We start from the raw sequence: 18,033 nt of genomic DNA, 5'->3' as shown, positions 1-18,033 counted from the left end.
GGCATGTCAAAAGATTTTCAAAAATCCGCCCGGTTTCCCGGGTTCTTTTGACGACGCTGAAGCTTGCAATGTGCTCGATGTGCGCCAAGTGCACCGCAGCAAAAAAATCAGCGCGGAAGCGGATCAGTATCGGGCTGGATGCTGACATCGGACTCGGAACCGCCCAGCAGGAGATCCGTCATCATGCTGGCGATCTGGTCGATGTCGCGCACGTCGCCAATCCGGTGATTGATCACAAAACCGTCGAACGCCATCCAGATCACGTGCGCGAGCAAGTTGCCCTGCACCACCGACGCGCGCTCCGGCGGCAACGAGTCGTGCAGCAATGCGCCGATGAATGCATCAACTGAATCGATCAGCTTGAACGGCTTGCCCTGGTTCGGCGGCGCGCTTGCGAGTGCGTCGATCAGCGCATTGGCGAACGTGTGGTCAGTGGACGGAATGTCGGACCAGAGGCCAACCAGGATTCGCTTGATGCGCGCCCTCGGCGTATCCAGGCTCATCACCTCGTCGCGCAGCAGGTCGAGCTGCTTCGTGAGCCAGGGCTGGTAAATCTCGTACAGGATGACAAGCTTCGAGTCGAAGTAGACGTACAGGTTCGCCACTGTTGTTTTGGCAAGGCGAGCGATCTCGGTCATGGTCGTCGCCGAATAGCCCTTGCTGCTGAACGCGGCAAACGCGGCCTTCAGGATCGCCTCCCGCACTTCTGGTTTCTTGACCTGCGGCACTGGGTTCCCTCTAACAGGATGATCTGCGGATATCGCGGGTATCGCCAGACACCGGCGTCCCTACTTTTTCGCGCCCTGACTCCAAGCGCTCCAAGCGCGGGCGCCCGCCATTCTAGCAATCCCCCCGCTTCGATCGACGAACAACGCCTCGCGCATAACGCTTGACAAGCCATTTTTTTGAAAACAGAATGCCATTCGTTATTGACGCACATCTGCTTCCCTTTCGAGGACGACCGCATGATTGATACTCCCGCGCCCGAGGGCACGCTCACCGGCCGCTACGCCGAGCTGGGCACTGGACTGATACCCGTCGAGCCGTACATTTCGGCCGACTACTTTGCGCGCGAGAAGGCGCACATCTTCAAGAAGACGTGGCTGCAGGTCGGCCGCGTGGAAGAAATTCCGGAAGCCGGCGACTATTTCGTCAAGACACTGGCTGCGTGCGATACAGAGGTCATCGTCGTGCGAAACAAGCAGGGACGGATTTGCGCGATGCACAACGTCTGCTCGCATCGGCTCAATCAGATTGCTTACGAGAAGACCGGCCACACGCGCAAATTCTTCTGCAAGTTCCATGGCTGGGCGTACGACCTGGACGGCAATCTCACGGGCGTGCCCGACGAAAAATGCTTCTTCGGCCTTTCGCATGCGGACTATGCGCTCACGCGCGTAGCGTGCGACGTGTGGCAGGGCTTCATCTTCGTCAACATGGATCCGAAGCCCACGCTCTCGCTGGACGAATTCATGAAGCCGATGTACGGCGACATAGAAGGTTATCCGTTCGACAAGATGACAGTTGGCTTCGCGTGGGAAACGGTCGTCGACTGCAACTGGAAGCTCGCGCTCGACGCATTCCAGGAGGCGTATCACGTGGCCTACGTGCACGGCAATTCGATTGCCGACGCGATCGACAAGAGCGACGGTGGCAGCATGCCGCCGCTCGACGCGCTGTGCGGCGAGTTTCATCGGCGGCTCTCTCTCGCGGGCAACCAGAAGTCGGTCTATGGCAACCCGAAGGCAGTCACCTCGGGCGGCGCGGCGGCAAGCGAAGCCTTGTCGGATGCGAGCGCGAAGCGGCCCATTGCAGCGGCGGCATTGCGCGCGGGCATTGGCAGTGCGCGCCATGCCTTCCCGCTCGACGCATTGCCCAAGGGCGTGAACTGGACCAAGAGCCCGAACTGGCTCTTCGACATCAACGTTGTTTTCCCGGACTTCTATCTCTCGCTGCGCCCGAACTATTGCCAGGCGTACAACTTCCGCCCGATTGCGCACAACAAGACGCTGCTCGAGGCGCGCGTCTATTACCCGGAGATGACGACACCCGGTGGCCGCTTCTTCCTGGAATACATGAAGGTCGCGCTGCGCGATGTGCTGCTCGAGGACCTGAGCACGCTCGAGCGCACGCAGCGTGCTGCCGAAACCGGTGTGAAGAAGTTCATGATTCTTCAGGATAACGAATTGCTCGTGCGTCACAGCTATCACGTAATCGAGCGCCTGCTGGCCGAAGCGGAAGCTGAAGCCGAAGCGAAGGTACACCCCGTGGCGGCCGCCGCCTGAGGAGCATGAACATGGAAGAAAAAATCATCGTAATGGCCGGGCGCAGGCCAATTTCAGGCACGCCATCCGCTACTTTGCCCGAGGAGTTTGCCGAACTCCAGCCGTTCGTCGAACGCTGGGCGCTGGTGACGGAAACCGAGCGCAACACGCAACGTCATGCCGTGGGCATGGACGCGATTCTCGTGTTCAAGGAAGCCATGCTGCCGCGCGTGGACGCCGTGGTGCAGTGGCTCGACCAGTTTCCGCTCAACGCGTTGCCCGATGCAGCGAAGCCGCTGATGTACCTGCTCCTCTCGTTCGCGGAGATCGCGCCCGCGGTCGAGTTCTACAAGCAGCCGGCGGTCATCGACGGATACGACCCGCGGCGCTTCGTGGCCGATGAAACGTTCACGATGCGCCCCGCTCTCTGATGTAGCGCAGCTTTCATACAGGAACAACACCATGCCCAAGTGCCGCATTTTTGGCATTGACGACGGTCTCAAGGAGGTCGTCGCCAACGGCCTTTATATGAAGACCTACATCGGTGAATCGATCAGCGTTGCAGTGATCAAGTTCGTCGAAGAGGCGGGTCGCGAACTGCCGGCGAAAGCACACGACCACGGCGAGGAAGCGTCGCTGCAAGTGAGCGGCAGTTGCTCGATCTTCGAAGTTCGACCTGGCGAGGCCGATGTCGAGCGTGTCATGAATGCGGGCAGCGCGGTGATCATCCCCGCCGGCCTCAGCCACTATGGCGTGAACCGCTTCGAACCGGCTGGCGTCAGCATGCGCCTGAACGTGGTCACGCCGCCTCGCGCCGAGTACGGCAGCGGTGACGAAACGCCCTACTATCCGCTCGCGGATCGGGAGAGCTCACGATGACTACCCTCAACACGATGTCCTGCCGGCACGTCTCAAGCGGCGATTGCGTAGACGGTGCAGCACTCTCAGCCGGCATCCAGATGCTGCTTCAGGACGAAAGCATCGATATCGAAGCGGGTACGCTCGGCGAAGAAGTCGGCGCGATTCTGTCGGGCCGGATCGACGTTGTTGCCGCAGGCGAGCACTACGTCCTCTGCGCAGGCGAAGCCATTGTGATTCCCGCCGGGGAAGCGCGGCGCTTCACGTGCCTCGCCGAGCGCTGCGAGTTGTATCGCGTCACCGTTCGCGCGTACCCCGGCGCGTATAACAACGTGCCGGGGCAGGCATGAACCAGCATTCGCACGTGGCGATTGTCGGCGCGGGCCACGCAGGTGGGCGCGTGGCGCAGCACCTGCGGGCGCTCGGCCACAGCGGCCGCGTGACGCTGATCGGCGCCGAAGCGCATGCACCTTACGAGCGGCCGGCGTTATCGAAGGAAATGCTGCTTGGCACGACAGCCAGCGCAAGCCTCGTGCTCGCGCCCACGGCATTCTGGATGGACGACGCGCTCGCGGGCATCGGTATCGAGCGCGTGCATGCAACGGCCGAATCGCTAGACGTCGATGCACGCCGCGTGCGCCTCCATGACGGACGTCATATCGGTTTCGATCAGCTCGTCGTGGCAACGGGCGCGGCGGCGCGGCGCCTGCCCGTACCCGGCTGCGACCTCCCGGGCGTTCACGTGTTGCGCACGCTGGATGACTGCATCGCGCTCAAGGCCGCGTTTCCGGCGTGCCGCGAACTCGCAATCATTGGCGGTGGCGTGATCGGCATGGAAGTCGCGTCGAGCGCAACGAAACTCGGCATGCGCGTGACCGTGCTCGAAGCGGGCAGCGCGATCATGAACCGCTGCCTGCCGCCGCTCGCGTCCACGTGGCTCGAAGAGCAGCATGAGGAACATGGGGTTGCGGTTAAGAAGAATGTGCGCGTGGAGAGGATCGTGAAGACGGGCGAGCGGCTGCAGATCGTAGCCAGAACCGGCGATGAACATCTGCTGACCAATGCCGATTGCGTCCTCATGGCGACCGGTGCCGACTGCCACCCTGCTTTCCTGCACGGCACCGGCCTGGCTGATGCGCAAGGCGTGCACGTCGATGCCCATTGCCGCAGCCCGCTCGCCCCGTGGCTTTATGCAGCCGGTGACGTCGCCTGCTTGCGCGACGCAGAATCCGGCGTCGCGTTGCGCCAGGAAACGTGGCGCAATGCAGAGAACCAGGCGCGTGCCGTCGCGGAAATGTTGCTTGGACGCACTGAGCCGTATCGCGAAACGCCGTGGATGTGGACCGATCAGCATGGCCATGCCATTCAGGTGACCGGTACGCCCGACAGCGCGCACGAATGGATCGTGCGCGGCAGCCTGGAAGCGGCGAGCGCGACGGTCGTGGGGCTGCGCGACGGCCGCGTGCATGCGGGCGTGACGATCAACCAGAGCCGCGACCGGCGTCATATTGAAGCGCTAGTGACGGGCCGCCAGGCGGTGGACAGACTGCGCATAGCCGATACCCGGCATGCACTGAAGACCTTCCTCTGACCATGACGACCATACCGGCTTTGCTTTCACTTGAGGAACGCGTCGCGCGGCTGGAGGCTATCGACGCCATTCGCCGCCTGAAAGCCCGCTATGCCGCACTCGCCGACGCCAAGTACACCAACGACTACACACGTCAGCCCGACACCGTCATGCACGACGTCGCGCGGCAACAGGCGGAATGCTTCACGCACGACGCGGTCTGGATCGGAGGCTCGGGCTTTGGCAACGACCTGGCGGGACGCGAAGCACTGCACGAATGGTTCCGTCGTTCGCCCTGGCGCTTCGCCATGCATTACTACACGAGCGAATTGATCGATGTCGACGTTCGTACGGGAACGGCACACGCAACCTGGCGGCTCTGGCAACTGGCGCTGCGCGATGACGACGCTCATGCCGTCCTCCTCGGCGCGATCACGGAAGAAAAATATGTCGTCGATAGCGCGGGTCACTGGCTCGTGAGTGAGATGCGCTTCGTGCAACTGAAGATGATGGAGCCGAGTGCGTTTCCCCTGCCCATAGCGAATGATTTTGGCACGCTCGCAGCCATGCGAACGCGCGGTACAACCCTCACGGAATGAACATGAACGACTCCCCCACGGCGCCCACGGCGAGCAAGGTCATCGCGTTTGCGCCGGGCCGCTGCGACACACATAGAGCACATCAAGCACATCGCGCGCACCACGCGTGCCGCGACGAGGCCTTGCCGATTGCCGAGAACATCTGCACGGTGCGCTCGAACGACTGGGTCAACCCCGAATACAAGCACCTGGTGCTGAGCGCGCCCGCCACCGCATTGACAGCGGTTGCCGGCCAGTTCTTCCATATCGCGTGCCCGCCCGGTACCGATGAAGCCGCCTACCTGCGCCGTCCGATGAGCATCTATCGCGTGGAACCGGACGACGAACGTATCGAGTTCCTTTACAAGGTGCAGGGCGTGGGCACGCGCGGTCTCGCTCGCCTGGCTCCGCGCGACACGCTCGACGCACTCGGCCCGCTCGGACAGGGCTTCAGGTTGCCGGCCGCCGCGCCGGGCGAACGAGCGCACGTGCTGCTGCTTGCGCGCGGCGTGGGTCTCGCGACCATGGCGCCGCTTGCGCAGGAAGCCATCCGCGGCGGCGCGCGCGTGACCGCGATCCTGAGCGCGCGCAGCGCGTCGCTTGTGATGTCCGCCGATTATCTGCGCGAATCGGGCGCGCACGTTCTGGTTGTCACCGACGACGAACAGACCAGCGACGTCGTCCAGATCGAACGCATGATCCGTCGCGTTCATGCCGCTCAGGCGATCACGTTCGCCACCACGTGCGGGTCGAACCGCCTGCTCTCGACGCTGCAGCGCCTCACGGCCGAGTTCGGCATTCCCGGCGAGATCGCGCTCGAGCAGCACATGGGCTGTGCAATCGGCGCCTGCTACGCGTGCGTGCGTCCGTTCAGAAAACATAGCGGCTCGGATGAACTGACTTACCGGCGCGTGTGCTGGGACGGTCCCGTCTTCGATCTTCAGGAAACGACATCATGGTAGACCTCCGTGTCAACATCGGTTCGCTTGCGCTTGCGAATCCGGTCATGCCCGCGTCCGGCACGTTCGCCGAAGGCACGGCGCAGGTCTTCGACCTGAACTGCCTCGGTGCGATCGTGACGAAGACAATCACGCACGATATCCGCGAAGGGGTACCGCCGCCCCGCGTGGCCGAATTCCGCGACGCGACTCTCTTCTCCATCGGCATTCCCAGCAAGGGCAGCGACTATTACACCAACGAGACGGTGCCCTTTTATCGACGATATTCACCGCCGCTGATCGCGAGCATTTCGGCCAACAGCATCGAGGAGTTCGGTGAACTTGCCGCGAAGATCTCGGTGCCGGGCGTGAAAGCGATCGAGGCGAATGTCTCGTGCCCCAATCTCAAGAAGGACGGGCGCGCGTTCGGCATGGACCCGGAAGCCACGTACCAGGTCGTGAAAGCGATGAAGGCCGCCACCAGTGTTCCCATCTGGCCGAAGATGACGCCCAACGCGGGAAACGTGGTCGAAGTGGCGCTCGCGGCGCAAGAAGCCGGCGCGGACGCGCTGGTCGTGAGCAACGCCATCCTCGCCATGGCAATCGACGTAAAAACTTTCCGGCCGCGTGTGGCGAACGTCATGGGCGGACTGACCGGATCCGCAACGCGCCCCATCATGCTTCGGATTGCGTATCAATGCGTGCAGGCCGTCTCCATTCCGGTGATTGGTTGCGGTGGAATCGGCAGCGCGTCAGATGCGCTCGAATTCCTGCTGGCCGGATGCCGCGCCGTGCAGGTCGGCACCGCGAACTTCGTCTCGCCGACTACCATGCCGCGCCTGATCGAAGACCTCGTGAAATATTGCGAGCGGCATGGCATCTCGCGTATTACCGACATTATCGGCGCGCTGCGCATGCACGAACCCATCAATCTTCAAAAGGCGTCGGTGCTATGAACACCATCGTGATCAAGAATGAACCGGCCATGACGAACTTTTCCCTCGTGGAGGGCTGGTACGAGATCGGTGCGGTCACCGAACTCTTCGCTGAGCGCGATTGTTGCGGCGTGGAGCTCTCGGGAGAGAAGATCGGCCTCTTTCAGGTCGATGGCGAAGTGCACGCACTCGACGACATCTGCACGCACGGCGCAGCGCTCCTGAGCGACGGTGACATGGAAAACGGCGAAGTGGAATGCCCGCTGCATGCAGGCCTCGTGGATGTCCGCACAGGCCGTGCGCTGGGGGCGCCCATCACGCGCGACACACGCCATCACGACACGAAGATCGTGGACAACCGGCTTTTTGTGAGGCTGCAAGCATGACGCACATGTCCAACCCAGCCTCGAAACGCGCGCGGATCGCGGTGATCGGCACAGGCGGCACGTTCGCCATGCACGGACGGCATCGCTTCGACTGGATCGAATATGCCGACAGCGGCGTGATTCATCCTATTGACGATCTGCTTGCCACGCTCGGCGAACTCGCGCCCGATATTGACCTCGTGCCGACTCCGTTTCGCAGTCTCGGGAGCGTGTCGATCGGACCGGCCGACTGGCTCGAGCTCTCGGCGCTGATCCGGCGCACGGCTGCGGCCGATCCTTCGCTGACGGGTTTCGTCGTCACGCACGGCACTGCGACGCTTGAAGAAACGGCATGGTTCCTGGACCTGACGCTCGCACTCGGTCAGCCCGTCGTCGTGACAGGTGCGCAGCGTCCGGCCAACACCGATGGCAGCGACGCCAGCGCCAACCTGCGCGCGGCGCTCGCGATTGCGGCGTCGCCCGCGTCGCGCGGCGCGGGCGTGCTGGTGACGCTCGGCGGGCTCTTCTTCGCGGCGCGCGACGTGACGAAGGCCACGAGCTTCGAGCTCGGCGCGTTCGAAGCGCCGCCGTTCGGCCCGCTCGGCCGTGTGGATGCGGACGCAAGCGTGGTCTGGCGCCGCCGCATGGCAGAACGCGCGCCGCGCTGTAATCTGCCGGAGGACGTGACGACACTGCCGCGCGTCGATATTGCAATGTCCTATGCGGGTGCGGACGGCGCCGCCATCGATGCGTTCGTGGCCGCCGGCGCGCGCGGCATTGTCTCGGCGGGTCTTGCACCGGGGCGGCCGGCGTCGAAGGAAACGAGCGCGCTCGTGCGCGCGGCGCAGGCGGGTGTAGTGGTTGTGCAGGCGACGCGCGCGCCGCGTGGCACCGTGCCCGTGCAACGCTTCCTCGCGGCCGACGGCCTCCTGGCCGGCGGCGATCTCGCACCGCCCAAGTTGCGCATTGCGCTGATGCTCGAGATTGCCGGGCACGACGCGAGCGGCGGTATTGACTTGCAGCGCCTTCAGACGCGCCTGCTCGCACTCTGATGCGACGTGCGATGAGCGCGGCGCTATTCCCTCTCAGCTATTGACCTGATGATCATGCAATTTTCCTATCTCGTCACCTTCACGCATCCCGACCCCGACGCGCGCATCAGCGCGAGCGATCTGGAGACGATGACCACGCGCATCGACGCCACGCCGGATCTTCGCCGGGCACGCCTCTACACGCCGCAGCACGCCGACGACTACTACACGAACGACGGCCCTTCGCCCATCTTCGCGCTGCAACTCGACTTCGATACCCTCGCGGCGCTCGAAGCATCCATTGCCGCCGATGGACACCTGCAAGACATCGCGCGCCGCGATTTTCCGAGTCTCGAGGCGTGTGCCGTCGAACAGCAAGTGATGGCGCGACGGCCGTTCCCGGTGCTTGATCCCACGCCGCGCGTACCCGATGGCGCACTGCCCTGCCAGTTCCTGGTCCACTATCCCGGCCGCGCGGAAAATCTCGACGAATGGCTCGCCTACTACCTCGCGCATCACCCGCAAATCATGAAGTTCTTCGACGGCGTGCGCGAGATAGAGATCTTCACCCGCGTGGACTGGATCGACGCGATGCCGTGGCCACGGGTTCACTACATGCAGCGCAACAAGCTCATGTTCGACAGCGCCGAAGCCCTAACCGCCGCGATGAATTCGCCCGTGCGCCATCAGATGCGCGCCGATTTCGAGCGCTTCCCGCCGTTTGAAGGCAGCAACGTCCATCATCCAATGTCGGCGCGGACATTCATGAAGTGAGCCGGGTTTCGACGGTTGTGGTGCGCGATAAGTGTCCCGTTGTCGCCGAACTCCTGATCCGGGTGCGCATACCGGCCCGAACGCGAGTCGGCGCCAAGAATGAGTTGAAATCGTTTTAACGAGAGCGGTACAACAACCCTTAACTAACTGCCTCAGCCTGGCGCAGGCGCGGCAGCAAGCGGTCGAACTCCCGCTTGACGATGCCGTAGCATTCGCACGCACGGGCTTCCAGACCTTCCCGGTCGAGCACCTTGATGCAACCGCGGCTGTGATGGATCAGGCCGGCGTCATGGAGCTTTCCCGCGGCTTCCGTCACCCCTTCGCGGCGCACGCCCAGCATGTCGGCGATCATTTGCTGCGTTACCTGAAACTGGTTCGACGGCGTACGGTCAATCTCGATCAGCAACCAGCGGCACAGTTGCTTGCTCAGCGAGTGGTGACGGTTGCACGCAGCGGTCTGCGCGACTTGCGTCAGCAGGGCTTGCATGTACAGGAGCATCAGGCGGCGCAGGAAATCCGAGCGGCCGAACTGCTCTCTCAAGGCGCTTGCGCTCATGCGATAAGCGAAGCCCGGGCATTGAACCTGAACGCGCGTCGGCATGGTGTCGCCGCCGGTCAGGATAGGAACGCCGGTCATGCCTTCACGGCCGATTGCCGCGATTTCAACAGAGCCACCGTCTTCCATTGTATGAAGAAGAGAGATGATGGCCGTCGTCGGGAAATACACGTGATGAATGCGTTGCCCCGAATCGCAAAGCAACTGGTCTGTACGAAGCTGTACGAGTTCCAGGTGAGGCGTAAGAGCTTGCCATTCGTGTGCGGGAAGCGCACCCAGGAGATGATTGCCGTGCAGGTCGGATTGAAGAGTCAACATGTTTTTCTTCTCTGATTCGTGCGCTGTGTGCGCCGTATTATTTATTCTGGTCCGCTCCACGTCTCGTGATGCATCTGACGGCATCCATCGAAGACATGTTGCGACCAGCCCCGTAAGCAGATCTGCCAAAACCGTTCGCTTGATTTCGAATTTCGATATTGGCTAGTGCTGCATCCCACATATAGCGAAGACCGTGCCAGCAGGGGTAAAACCCAATGCCATCATGGAGCGTTCCGGAATATGCAGCAGCGCACGGTGGGGATGAAAACGTTTTTGTTTCAGTCTTGAAGCGCCCATGATCGAATCGGCCCTATCCGTCCGATTAATCGCGCAAACGCTTGCGTCTGTCCAATGCCTTACTGGGGGCGCATCGGGTTTTCCCGATGCCGTTTGAAACCCTTGTTGTGCGGACTTCAAGCCGAGGCCGCATAAGCAGTTGCAGGCCGTTTTAAAAGTGATACAGAAATGTACGTTCGAAACGGGGATACGAAGCTCGACGGGACAAGCGAAACCTGCGGCATGCCACCGATCATCCGGAAGATCGCGCCCACCCTATCCCGTTGCCTGGCCGCTTCACGAGCTACATTTACCCTACACGCTTAACAGGACAAAACCTTACAATAAGCGGTCGGGCTGATTTCACTCCTCTCTATTCGCGAGGAAGCCCGTACGTTGCCCGACCGTTTCTTCCTGAAAAATAGGTAGCAAATCATGCAAATGGGGACTGAGCGCCGAACGGATATCGCGGCTTTCACATTAAGAAAAATCATCGTCGTGGTTGCGATACTGGGCCTGCTGGCCACGCTAATTGTTTCAAAGATCATGAGCGGCCCGGACGAGGCGAAGCGTGTCGCGGCGAAACAGGACATCAGCACAATCATGCAGGGGCTGACGGTATACCACCGCGACAACGGCCGCTATCCGAGCCAGGAGCAAGGGCTGCGGGCCCTGACCGAGAAACCTGCTACCAACCCGGTGCCGAAGGTCTGGAAGGACGGAGGTTATCTCCAGCGTTTGCCAAACGATCCATGGGGCAATCCGTATCAGTATCTCAACCCTGGCGTCCATGGTGAGATCGACGTATTCAGCTACGGGGCCGACTCAAGGCAAGGCGGTGATGGCGACGATGCCGACATAGGCTCGTGGCATTAGCCCGTTACCCGTTACCCGTTACCCGTTACCCGTTACCTGTTATCCGCTTCACCACGCACCGGATTCGGCATGTCCGATTGCGTGTCCCGTGTTCTCCAATCTGCAACTGCTCGCGGACAGCATCGAACCCTGAAACCAGCGGCCGCCCGCAATTTGCATACGCACCGCCAAGTGGACCGGGCCTTGGTTCTCTACCGCAGCGACGCGCCGCCACTGGCGTACTGCCCAGTTTCCGCATCCCACCCGCCACCCAGCGCCTTGTACAACGCGACAAGGTTCGTCGATACCGTCGACGTGCTGTCGACCCATTGCTGCTCGTTCGTCAGCAAGGTTTTTTGCGCCGTCAACACATCCAGGTAATTCGACAGACCCCGGATATAGCGCTTGTTTGCGATATCCAATGCGCGTTTTGATGCTTGCACGCTTGCCTCCAACCGGTCTCGGCGACGCTGTTCGGCGGCAAACCCCGTCAGCGCGTCATCGACCTCCTGAAACGCCGAGAGCACCGTCTTGCGATAGGTGATCGCCGCCTCCTGCTGCTGCGCCTCCCTCAATGCAAGCGTTGCGCGCAGGCGCCCGCCTTCGAAAATGGGAATCGAAAGACTCGGCCCCGCGCTATAGCTGCGCGCGCCCCAGCTACCGAGATTCGTAAACTGCGTCGCCTGAATGGCGACGCTTCCCGAGAGCGTTATCTTGGGGAAAAAATCTGCCTTCGCCGCGCCGATGTTCGCTGTCGCCGCATGAAGCTGAGCTTCCGCTTCGCGGATATCCGGCCTGCGCCTCGCGAGTTCCGATGAAAGCCCGATCGGCACGCGCGGCGGTACCACGGGTGCGGCCGGCCCTTCCTTAAGCTTTGCCGCGAGCGTTTGCGGATACTCTCCGAGCAAGACTCCAATGGCGTTGATCAGCTTCGCCTCCTGCTGCTCTTCCTGCGGAATATCCGCAGCGTTCGACTCGGCCTGGCTTTGCGCATTGGCAACATCGAGATCGGTAGCGAGTCCATGCCTGGCGCGCTCATTCGTCAACTGCACGGTGCGCTCGGCAAACGCCAGATTTTCTCGCGTGATGCGCAGCTTCTCCTGCGTGCCACGCAGATTGAGATAGTCGCGTGCGACTTCCGCAGCCGTCGACACGATCGCGTCGTGCCTCGCTTCGTTTTGAGCATCGACGGTGGCGCTCGCGTTTTCTGCCGTGCGCCTCACACGGCCCCAGAGATCGAGTTCCCACGATGCATCGAAGCCGTATTGATACAGGTTGAACGGCGGCAACGCGCTCGATGTGGCGCTTTGCGTCGGTATGCCGCCCTGTCGTCCGCCCAGCCCGTTCGTATCGGTTGCCGACGGTGACCCACTTCCCCCAAGCAAGCCGATGACGCCATCGGCGCTCTGAAGCTCACGCGTGTAGGACGCGTTGCCGTTCAACGTAGGGACCTCGTCCGCTTTCGCTTGCCCGAACTGCGCCCGCGACTCGGCGAGCCGCGTGGCTGCGATCTTGAGATCGAGATTGCTGTCCATGGCGCGCGTGACCAGCTCCGTCAGAAGTGGATCCCCGAAACTGTTCCACCACAGCGGATCAACGGGTTCAGGCACCGGGACCGAACGAACGACGTCGGTAACAGTAGTGGCCGCCGCCTCCGGCCATTGCGCCGGTGTCTGCAACGCGGGACGCTGGAAGTCGGGGCCCATCGTGCAGGCTGACAAGAAGGCTACAAACGGAATCCATCGATAATCAATGCGCATTGACCTGTGCCCCCTTCGGCAGCTTCGGCAACAAGAAACAAATGGGAGCCAGCACGAGCGAGATCACGCCCAGCATGATGAAAACGTCGAGGTAACTCATGACCGACGCCTGCTGCTCGACCGTCGAGGCGATCGATCCAAGCGAGCTGACAAAGCCGTTGTACGGCGTGATGTGCTCGGCGAGCCTCGCATGATGAAACTGTTCGCGCCACGCGAGCTGGGTGGTCACCAGCGACACGCCGAAACTACCGCCGAGGTTACGCATCATGTTGATCAGCGCCGACGCATTGTTATTCTCTTTCGGCGGAATGCCGATGAACTGCACGGTCGAAAGCGGAATGAAGAGGAACGGCAGCCAGATGACCTGATAAAGCCGCGACAACGATACATCCCAGAACCCGATGTTCAAGTCGAGACCCGACGTATGAAGCAGCGCGAATCCGGTCCCGGCGAGCGACATCATGACAAGCCACTTGGGCTGGAACAGGCGCCCTGTCACGATGCCCGCAATCGGCATGATGAAGAGCGTGACGAGGCCGCCCAGACCGAGCGTCAGTCCGGCATTGGTTGCGTCATAGCCGAGCAGTTCCTGCGTGAATTGCGGCAGCATCTGCGTCGTGCTGTTGATGATGAAACCAAACGCAAACATCACGCTGCAACTGATGGCAAAAGCGCTCGACTTGAAAAGCCGCAGGTTCACAATCGGCTGTGCGGTGGTCAGTTCACGAATCACCAGCGCCACAAGCGCAACGCCCGAGATCACCGTGAACAGGCAAATGAAGTTCGATGAAAAGCCGTCCTCGCGCTCGAACTTGTCGAGCACGATCTGCAGGCAACCGAAACCAACCGCAACGAGGAAAAAGCCCAGGTAGTCGATCCGCAGGCCTTTATTTAGCAGGGCGCGCCGCTCCTGCTGCACCAGCTTGCTGTCGCTCACGAACATCCACGTCAGCACCAGTGAGACTATGCCGACGGGCAGGTTGATCAGGAACACCCAGTGCCACGAATAATTCTCGGTGATCCAGCCGCCCAGCATCGGGCCAATGGCAGGCGCCGTGACGACCGTGAAGCCGTACAGCGCAAACGCCATCGCGCGTTTTTCCGGCGTGAAGGTATCGGCGAAGATGCTTTGCTCAACAGGGGCGAGGCCGCCGCCGCCCAGGCCCTGGAGCACACGAAAAACAATCATCATCGGCAGCGACGTCGCGAACCCGCAGGCCACCGAACTCACCGTGAACAGCAACACGCAGATCATGTAGAAGCGCTTGCGGCCGACCACGTTCGCGAGCCATCCGCTGATAGGCAGGACGATCGCATTGCTCACGAGATAGCTGGTCGTGATGTACGTGCTCTGGTCCAGGCTCGCGCCAAGACCGCCGGCAATATGACGGAGCGCCACGTTCGCGATGGTGGTGTCGAGCACTTCCATGAAGGTCGCGATCGACACGATGACGGCGATCAGCCAGGGGTTGAACGGCCCCGCCGCCGACCTGGGCAATGGTGCGTGGGCTGCATAGGTAGCGGCCATGGTTACCGCACCGTCACGCGCGGGCTGACCGAGAGGCCGGGCGCGAGCGGCAGATGGCGCCAGTCGTCGCCGTCAAAGACGATCTTCACGGGCAGGCGCTGCACGACCTTCACGTAGTTGCCCGTTGCGTTCTCCGCGGGCAGGCTGCTGAAGACGGACCCGGTCCCGCGCTGCAGGCTCTCTATGTGCGCATGGAGAACCTTGTCCGGATAGGCGTCCACGGTGACATCGACCGGTTGTCCCACGCTCATGTGAACAAGCTGCGTTTCCTTGAAGTTGGCGGTGACCCACATTTCGTCGGGAACGACCGCCACCAGGGCCTGCCCGGGCGTGACGTAATTGCCGAGGTTCACGGTGCGGCGCGTCACCTTCCCTGCTTGCGGGGCAAGCACTTCGGTATAACTCAGTTGCAGCTTCGCATTGTCTACATCGGCCTGGTTCTGGCGGACCGACGCCAGCGCGGCATCGATCTTCGTTCTCTGCGACGCAACCTGGGCCTCGCCCGCCTGCACCGCCTGCTTCGCGCTATCGAGCTTCGCGAACGCGCTCTTGGCCGTCGCCTGGCTTTGTTCCAGTTGCTGGCGCGTGATGGCGGCAGGATCGGTTCCCGTGTACCGGGCCAGATCCTGTTTTGCCTGCGTCAGGTCAGCTTCCGCGACCCGCACTTGCGATGTCTGCTGCGCGAGGCTGGCCGTCTGATACAGCAGGTCGGCGCGCGCCTGCGCGACTTGCGCCACCGCATTCGCTTCCTGCGCTTCAGCTTGTTCGAGCTTCACTTCAAAGTCGCGCCGGTCGATCCGCAGCAGTGGCTGGTTTTTCTCGACGTGCTGGTTATCGGCGACCAGGAGTTCAACGACACGTCCGCTCACCTGCGACGCAATCTGGCTCTGATTGCTATCGATGAATGCGTCGTCCGTGCTTTCGTAGTGCCGGCCATGCAGCCAGTAAGCAACGCCCGCAGCCACGCAGACCAGCAGCACCGCTCCTCCGATGACCGCGTTCAGACGCTTGCGCCCCGGGCTCATCGGCGTGGAGGTTTCCTCTTCCTGCCCCTGCCCTTTGCCCGCCTCGGTGTGATCCCCGCCGGCCGTGTTGTCGCCGGAGGGCGTGCTGTTTTCGCTTTCACTTCCGGCCATTGCACTCTCCAAAATAATATTGAGATGCATTCTACAATAGAACTGAACGGTATCGTTCTATTAAAAATTCCTGCGATAATCGCCGTGTGATTTCATGTAAGGAACAGTGGTGAGCCGGATCCCCAAAAATGTTGATGCAGAGACGACTTCGTGCCCGATCAGGTCAATGTTCTCGCGCAAGAAAGGTCGACCGTCGAACGCGATGGCAGGAGACGTCGAAGAACGGATTCTGGATGCCGCCACGGCCATGTTCCTTCAACACGGCTTTGGGGGGACATCGCTTGAACGCATCGCAGAAGCGGCAGGAGCGGGCAAGGCAACGCTCTACAGCCGGTACAGCGGCAAGGAAGCACTGTTTTCGGCGGTAGTCACCCGAACCTGCGAGCGCAGCCTGCATCTCGTGTTTGAAGCGCCGCAATCAACGGCGCTTGCGCAACGGCTGGTAACGGTGACGCACACGCTCGTCACGCGATTGCTCAGCGACGAGGTGATCGGACTCATCAGAATGGTGGTTGCGGATGCGCCGCGGTTTCCGACGCTTGCGAAGCTGACGAGCGACGCCGGCAGGTCACGCGCAATAGAAGCAGTAGCGACGATGATCGCCGAGCATTCCGGTCGTACTCTCGAGCCTCAAGCGCGCGCGCAAGCCAAGCGGCATTCGCGCACTCTCGCGACGCAGATTCTTGACGCGATCGTCTCGCCAATGCTCATGCGAGCCTTGATGGGTGAAAGTCTTGATGATGTCCGCGGCGACATCCGCTCGCATGTGAAGCAGACGATCGCCCTCTTCGTGGCGGCCAATGCACTGGAAACGTTTCTGCCATGGATGCCAGAAGCGGGTCGGCCAGCGCGCCCTGCAAACCAATCGCGTTGATGACGATGTGATAACGACCTGCTTTTTGTGCGGTTAGTTCGTCGGCGCCTATGCTGAGAAGCTGCCCTCGTTCAAACAGACTCCGGACAATTACAGCGCTGCGCAACGGCATGGCGGTGACAAGCCTTCCGAGCCATGGGCCGATGACCAATTCGTGAAAATGACGTTTTTCTTCTGCGAGCGAACTTGGCCAAGCCGCGTTTTTTGACGCAGTGCGCCGGCTTGCCCTTCGATCGCGGCTGCGCGCCGGAGTCGTCGTGCGTGCTATGTTCGACCTGACGCCTCCCGACCATTAAACAACCAGGATGCAGCGCCCATGAGATCGTCCAGCGAGAATCTCTCTAGCGGTATCAGCGTATTTGCTGCCGTCGTCGACGCGGGGACGTTCGCGGCCGCGTCCGAATTGATGGGTCTGTCGCCACCCGGGGTTAGCCGGGCAATCGCTCGACTCGAAAGGCGGCTGAAGACACGGCTCTTCAATCGGACGACCCGCGCCGTTTCCCTTACTGAAGAGGGCCGACGGTTCTATGAGCAGGTCATGCCGCACTTAAGGGGAATGGAGGAAGCGGCCGCAGCCGCGGCAGGAGGCGCCGCGACAGTGCGCGGGAAGCTGCGAATCAATCTTGACCCGGTTTTTTCGCGAATCATTCTGGGCCCGAAGCTCGACGAATTCATGGAAGCGCATCCTGAACTTCAACTCGAGTTCATTGCGAGAGATCAGCTCGGCGACCTCATCATGGACGGCTTCGATCTGGCCTTGCGATTTGGTGAACCTCACTCATCCAGCCTGGTTGCACGAAAGCTCCTCGACACCGCGATTGTCACTGTCGCATCGCCCTTGTATCTCGCTCGCCGGGGGCGGCCAGCGGAGCCTCAAGAGCTGAGTCGCGGTGTGCACAGGTGCCTCGAATTCCGGAACCCGGATACCGGAAAGCCGTATCCGTGGGAATTTCATCGCAAGCGCAAAAAGATAGTTATCCAAACTAATGGACGGCTGACGGTGAATGATCCGAGCGCCCTCCTCAACGCGTGTCTGGCCGGCTCCGGCGTCGCGCAGATGCTTCTGCTCGGAGCCGAGCACCTGATCCGGGAGGGACGGCTCGTCAACCTGTTCCCGGACTGGCCGGATGAGCGCTTCCCGCTCTATGCGTACCATCCATCGCGGCACCACATGCCGACCAAGACAAGGGTATTTCTCGACTTTATCGTCGCTTTGACGAGTGCGAGTTAGCAAGTCGAACTGAGCCAGTTGTCGCGATTCCGTGCGACTCTGGAACGATGCCGGCGTCAACTGCCTCGATGAACCTTTTTCGCGCCGGAATCAACTTCTTGCGGAGGTCCCTTAAAGGCCAGTTCAAAAAGAGCTCGGAAGGGCTGTTTACTTTTCCACGAAACGGTTAACCTTGGATACCTGAAC

19 protein-coding genes are annotated in these 18,033 nt (G+C 61.5%); 14 read left to right on the top strand and 5 right to left on the bottom strand.

The genetic code is table 11. From position 1 onward, the window contains the following. Positions 1-107 precede the first annotated feature (107 nt). Complete coding sequence (locus AWB69_RS39435) at positions 108-728, bottom strand: TetR/AcrR family transcriptional regulator (protein ID WP_062092201.1); 621 nt, start codon at positions 726-728, stop codon at positions 108-110. Between the two features lie 237 nt (positions 729-965). Between AWB69_RS39435 and AWB69_RS39430 the strand changes: the two genes are divergently transcribed. The 11 genes from AWB69_RS39430 to AWB69_RS39380 are packed head-to-tail and all read left to right on the top strand — an operon-like array spanning position 966 to position 9,313. Then, entirely contained in the window at positions 966-2,285 is a 1,320-nt protein-coding gene (locus AWB69_RS39430; protein WP_062092200.1) for an aromatic ring-hydroxylating oxygenase subunit alpha, read from the top strand. A gap of 11 nt (positions 2,286-2,296) precedes the next feature. Beyond that, on the top strand, positions 2,297-2,695 hold the full coding sequence (locus tag AWB69_RS39425) for a hypothetical protein (RefSeq protein ID WP_062092199.1): 399 nt from the start codon (positions 2,297-2,299) through the stop codon (positions 2,693-2,695). Between the two features lie 31 nt (positions 2,696-2,726). After that, positions 2,727-3,143, top strand: a complete 417-nt coding sequence (locus AWB69_RS39420) for a cupin domain-containing protein (protein WP_062092198.1) — start codon at positions 2,727-2,729, stop codon at positions 3,141-3,143. After that, on the top strand, positions 3,140-3,472 hold the full coding sequence (locus AWB69_RS39415) for a cupin domain-containing protein (protein ID WP_062092197.1): 333 nt from the start codon (positions 3,140-3,142) through the stop codon (positions 3,470-3,472). Before AWB69_RS39420 ends, AWB69_RS39415 begins: the two co-directional genes overlap by 4 nt. Further along, complete coding sequence (locus tag AWB69_RS39410; protein ID WP_062092196.1) at positions 3,469-4,713, top strand: NAD(P)/FAD-dependent oxidoreductase; 1,245 nt, start codon at positions 3,469-3,471, stop codon at positions 4,711-4,713. Before AWB69_RS39415 ends, AWB69_RS39410 begins: the two co-directional genes overlap by 4 nt. Before the next feature lie 2 nt (positions 4,714-4,715). Continuing rightward, positions 4,716-5,291, top strand: a complete 576-nt coding sequence (locus AWB69_RS39405; RefSeq protein ID WP_062092195.1) for a nuclear transport factor 2 family protein — start codon at positions 4,716-4,718, stop codon at positions 5,289-5,291. Positions 5,292-5,293: 2 nt separating this feature from the next. After that, the gene (locus tag AWB69_RS39400) at positions 5,294-6,232 is read left to right on the top strand and encodes a dihydroorotate dehydrogenase electron transfer subunit (RefSeq protein ID WP_197500428.1); all 939 of its coding nucleotides are present in this window, start codon (positions 5,294-5,296) and stop codon (positions 6,230-6,232) included. After that, positions 6,226-7,164 carry a dihydroorotate dehydrogenase gene (locus AWB69_RS39395; protein WP_062092194.1) on the top strand — a complete coding sequence of 313 codons (939 nt, stop codon included), beginning with the start codon at positions 6,226-6,228 and terminating at the stop codon, positions 7,162-7,164. Before AWB69_RS39400 ends, AWB69_RS39395 begins: the two co-directional genes overlap by 7 nt. After that, positions 7,161-7,529, top strand: coding sequence for a non-heme iron oxygenase ferredoxin subunit (locus AWB69_RS39390; RefSeq protein ID WP_062092193.1), 369 nt, complete (start codon positions 7,161-7,163; stop codon positions 7,527-7,529). Before AWB69_RS39395 ends, AWB69_RS39390 begins: the two co-directional genes overlap by 4 nt. 5 nt (positions 7,530-7,534) lie before the next feature. After that, positions 7,535-8,560, top strand: a complete 1,026-nt coding sequence (locus AWB69_RS39385; RefSeq protein WP_407923079.1) for an asparaginase — start codon at positions 7,535-7,537, stop codon at positions 8,558-8,560. Between the two features lie 54 nt (positions 8,561-8,614). Next, positions 8,615-9,313, top strand: a complete 699-nt coding sequence (locus AWB69_RS39380; RefSeq protein WP_062092211.1) for a hypothetical protein — start codon at positions 8,615-8,617, stop codon at positions 9,311-9,313. Between the two features lie 139 nt (positions 9,314-9,452). Here the strand turns inward: AWB69_RS39380 and AWB69_RS39375 are convergent, their stop codons facing one another. Beyond that, a complete protein-coding gene (locus AWB69_RS39375) occupies positions 9,453-10,187 on the bottom strand; it encodes a Crp/Fnr family transcriptional regulator (protein WP_062092191.1) in 735 nt (244 codons plus the stop codon). A gap of 711 nt (positions 10,188-10,898) precedes the next feature. Between AWB69_RS39375 and gspG the strand changes: the two genes are divergently transcribed. Further along, entirely contained in the window at positions 10,899-11,339 is a 441-nt protein-coding gene (gene gspG / locus AWB69_RS39370; protein ID WP_062092190.1) for a type II secretion system major pseudopilin GspG, read from the top strand. Positions 11,340-11,530: 191 nt separating this feature from the next. Here the strand turns inward: gspG and AWB69_RS39365 are convergent, their stop codons facing one another. The 3 genes from AWB69_RS39365 to AWB69_RS39355 are packed head-to-tail and all read right to left on the bottom strand — an operon-like array spanning position 11,531 to position 15,742. After that, positions 11,531-13,078 carry an efflux transporter outer membrane subunit gene (locus AWB69_RS39365; RefSeq protein WP_063978007.1) on the bottom strand — a complete coding sequence of 516 codons (1,548 nt, stop codon included), beginning with the start codon at positions 13,076-13,078 and terminating at the stop codon, positions 11,531-11,533. Beyond that, positions 13,068-14,606, bottom strand: a complete 1,539-nt coding sequence (locus tag AWB69_RS39360) for a DHA2 family efflux MFS transporter permease subunit (RefSeq protein ID WP_062092188.1) — start codon at positions 14,604-14,606, stop codon at positions 13,068-13,070. Before AWB69_RS39360 ends, AWB69_RS39365 begins: the two co-directional genes overlap by 11 nt. 2 nt (positions 14,607-14,608) lie before the next feature. Next, positions 14,609-15,742, bottom strand: a complete 1,134-nt coding sequence (locus AWB69_RS39355) for an HlyD family secretion protein (protein ID WP_062092187.1) — start codon at positions 15,740-15,742, stop codon at positions 14,609-14,611. A gap of 166 nt (positions 15,743-15,908) precedes the next feature. On the opposite strand from AWB69_RS39355, the gene AWB69_RS39350 reads away from it, so the two are divergent. Together AWB69_RS39350 and AWB69_RS39345 are read left to right on the top strand one after the other, a co-directional pair. Then, positions 15,909-16,616 carry a TetR/AcrR family transcriptional regulator gene (locus AWB69_RS39350; protein WP_062092186.1) on the top strand — a complete coding sequence of 236 codons (708 nt, stop codon included), beginning with the start codon at positions 15,909-15,911 and terminating at the stop codon, positions 16,614-16,616. Between the two features lie 316 nt (positions 16,617-16,932). After that, positions 16,933-17,847 carry a LysR family transcriptional regulator gene (locus AWB69_RS39345; protein WP_062092185.1) on the top strand — a complete coding sequence of 305 codons (915 nt, stop codon included), beginning with the start codon at positions 16,933-16,935 and terminating at the stop codon, positions 17,845-17,847. Positions 17,848-18,033 lie beyond the last annotated feature (186 nt).

It is taken from the genome of Caballeronia udeis, assembly GCF_001544555.2.
GTDB classification, from domain to species: Bacteria; Pseudomonadota; Gammaproteobacteria; order Burkholderiales; family Burkholderiaceae; genus Caballeronia; species Caballeronia udeis.
This window is presented reverse-complemented; position numbering and strand designations above follow the sequence as displayed.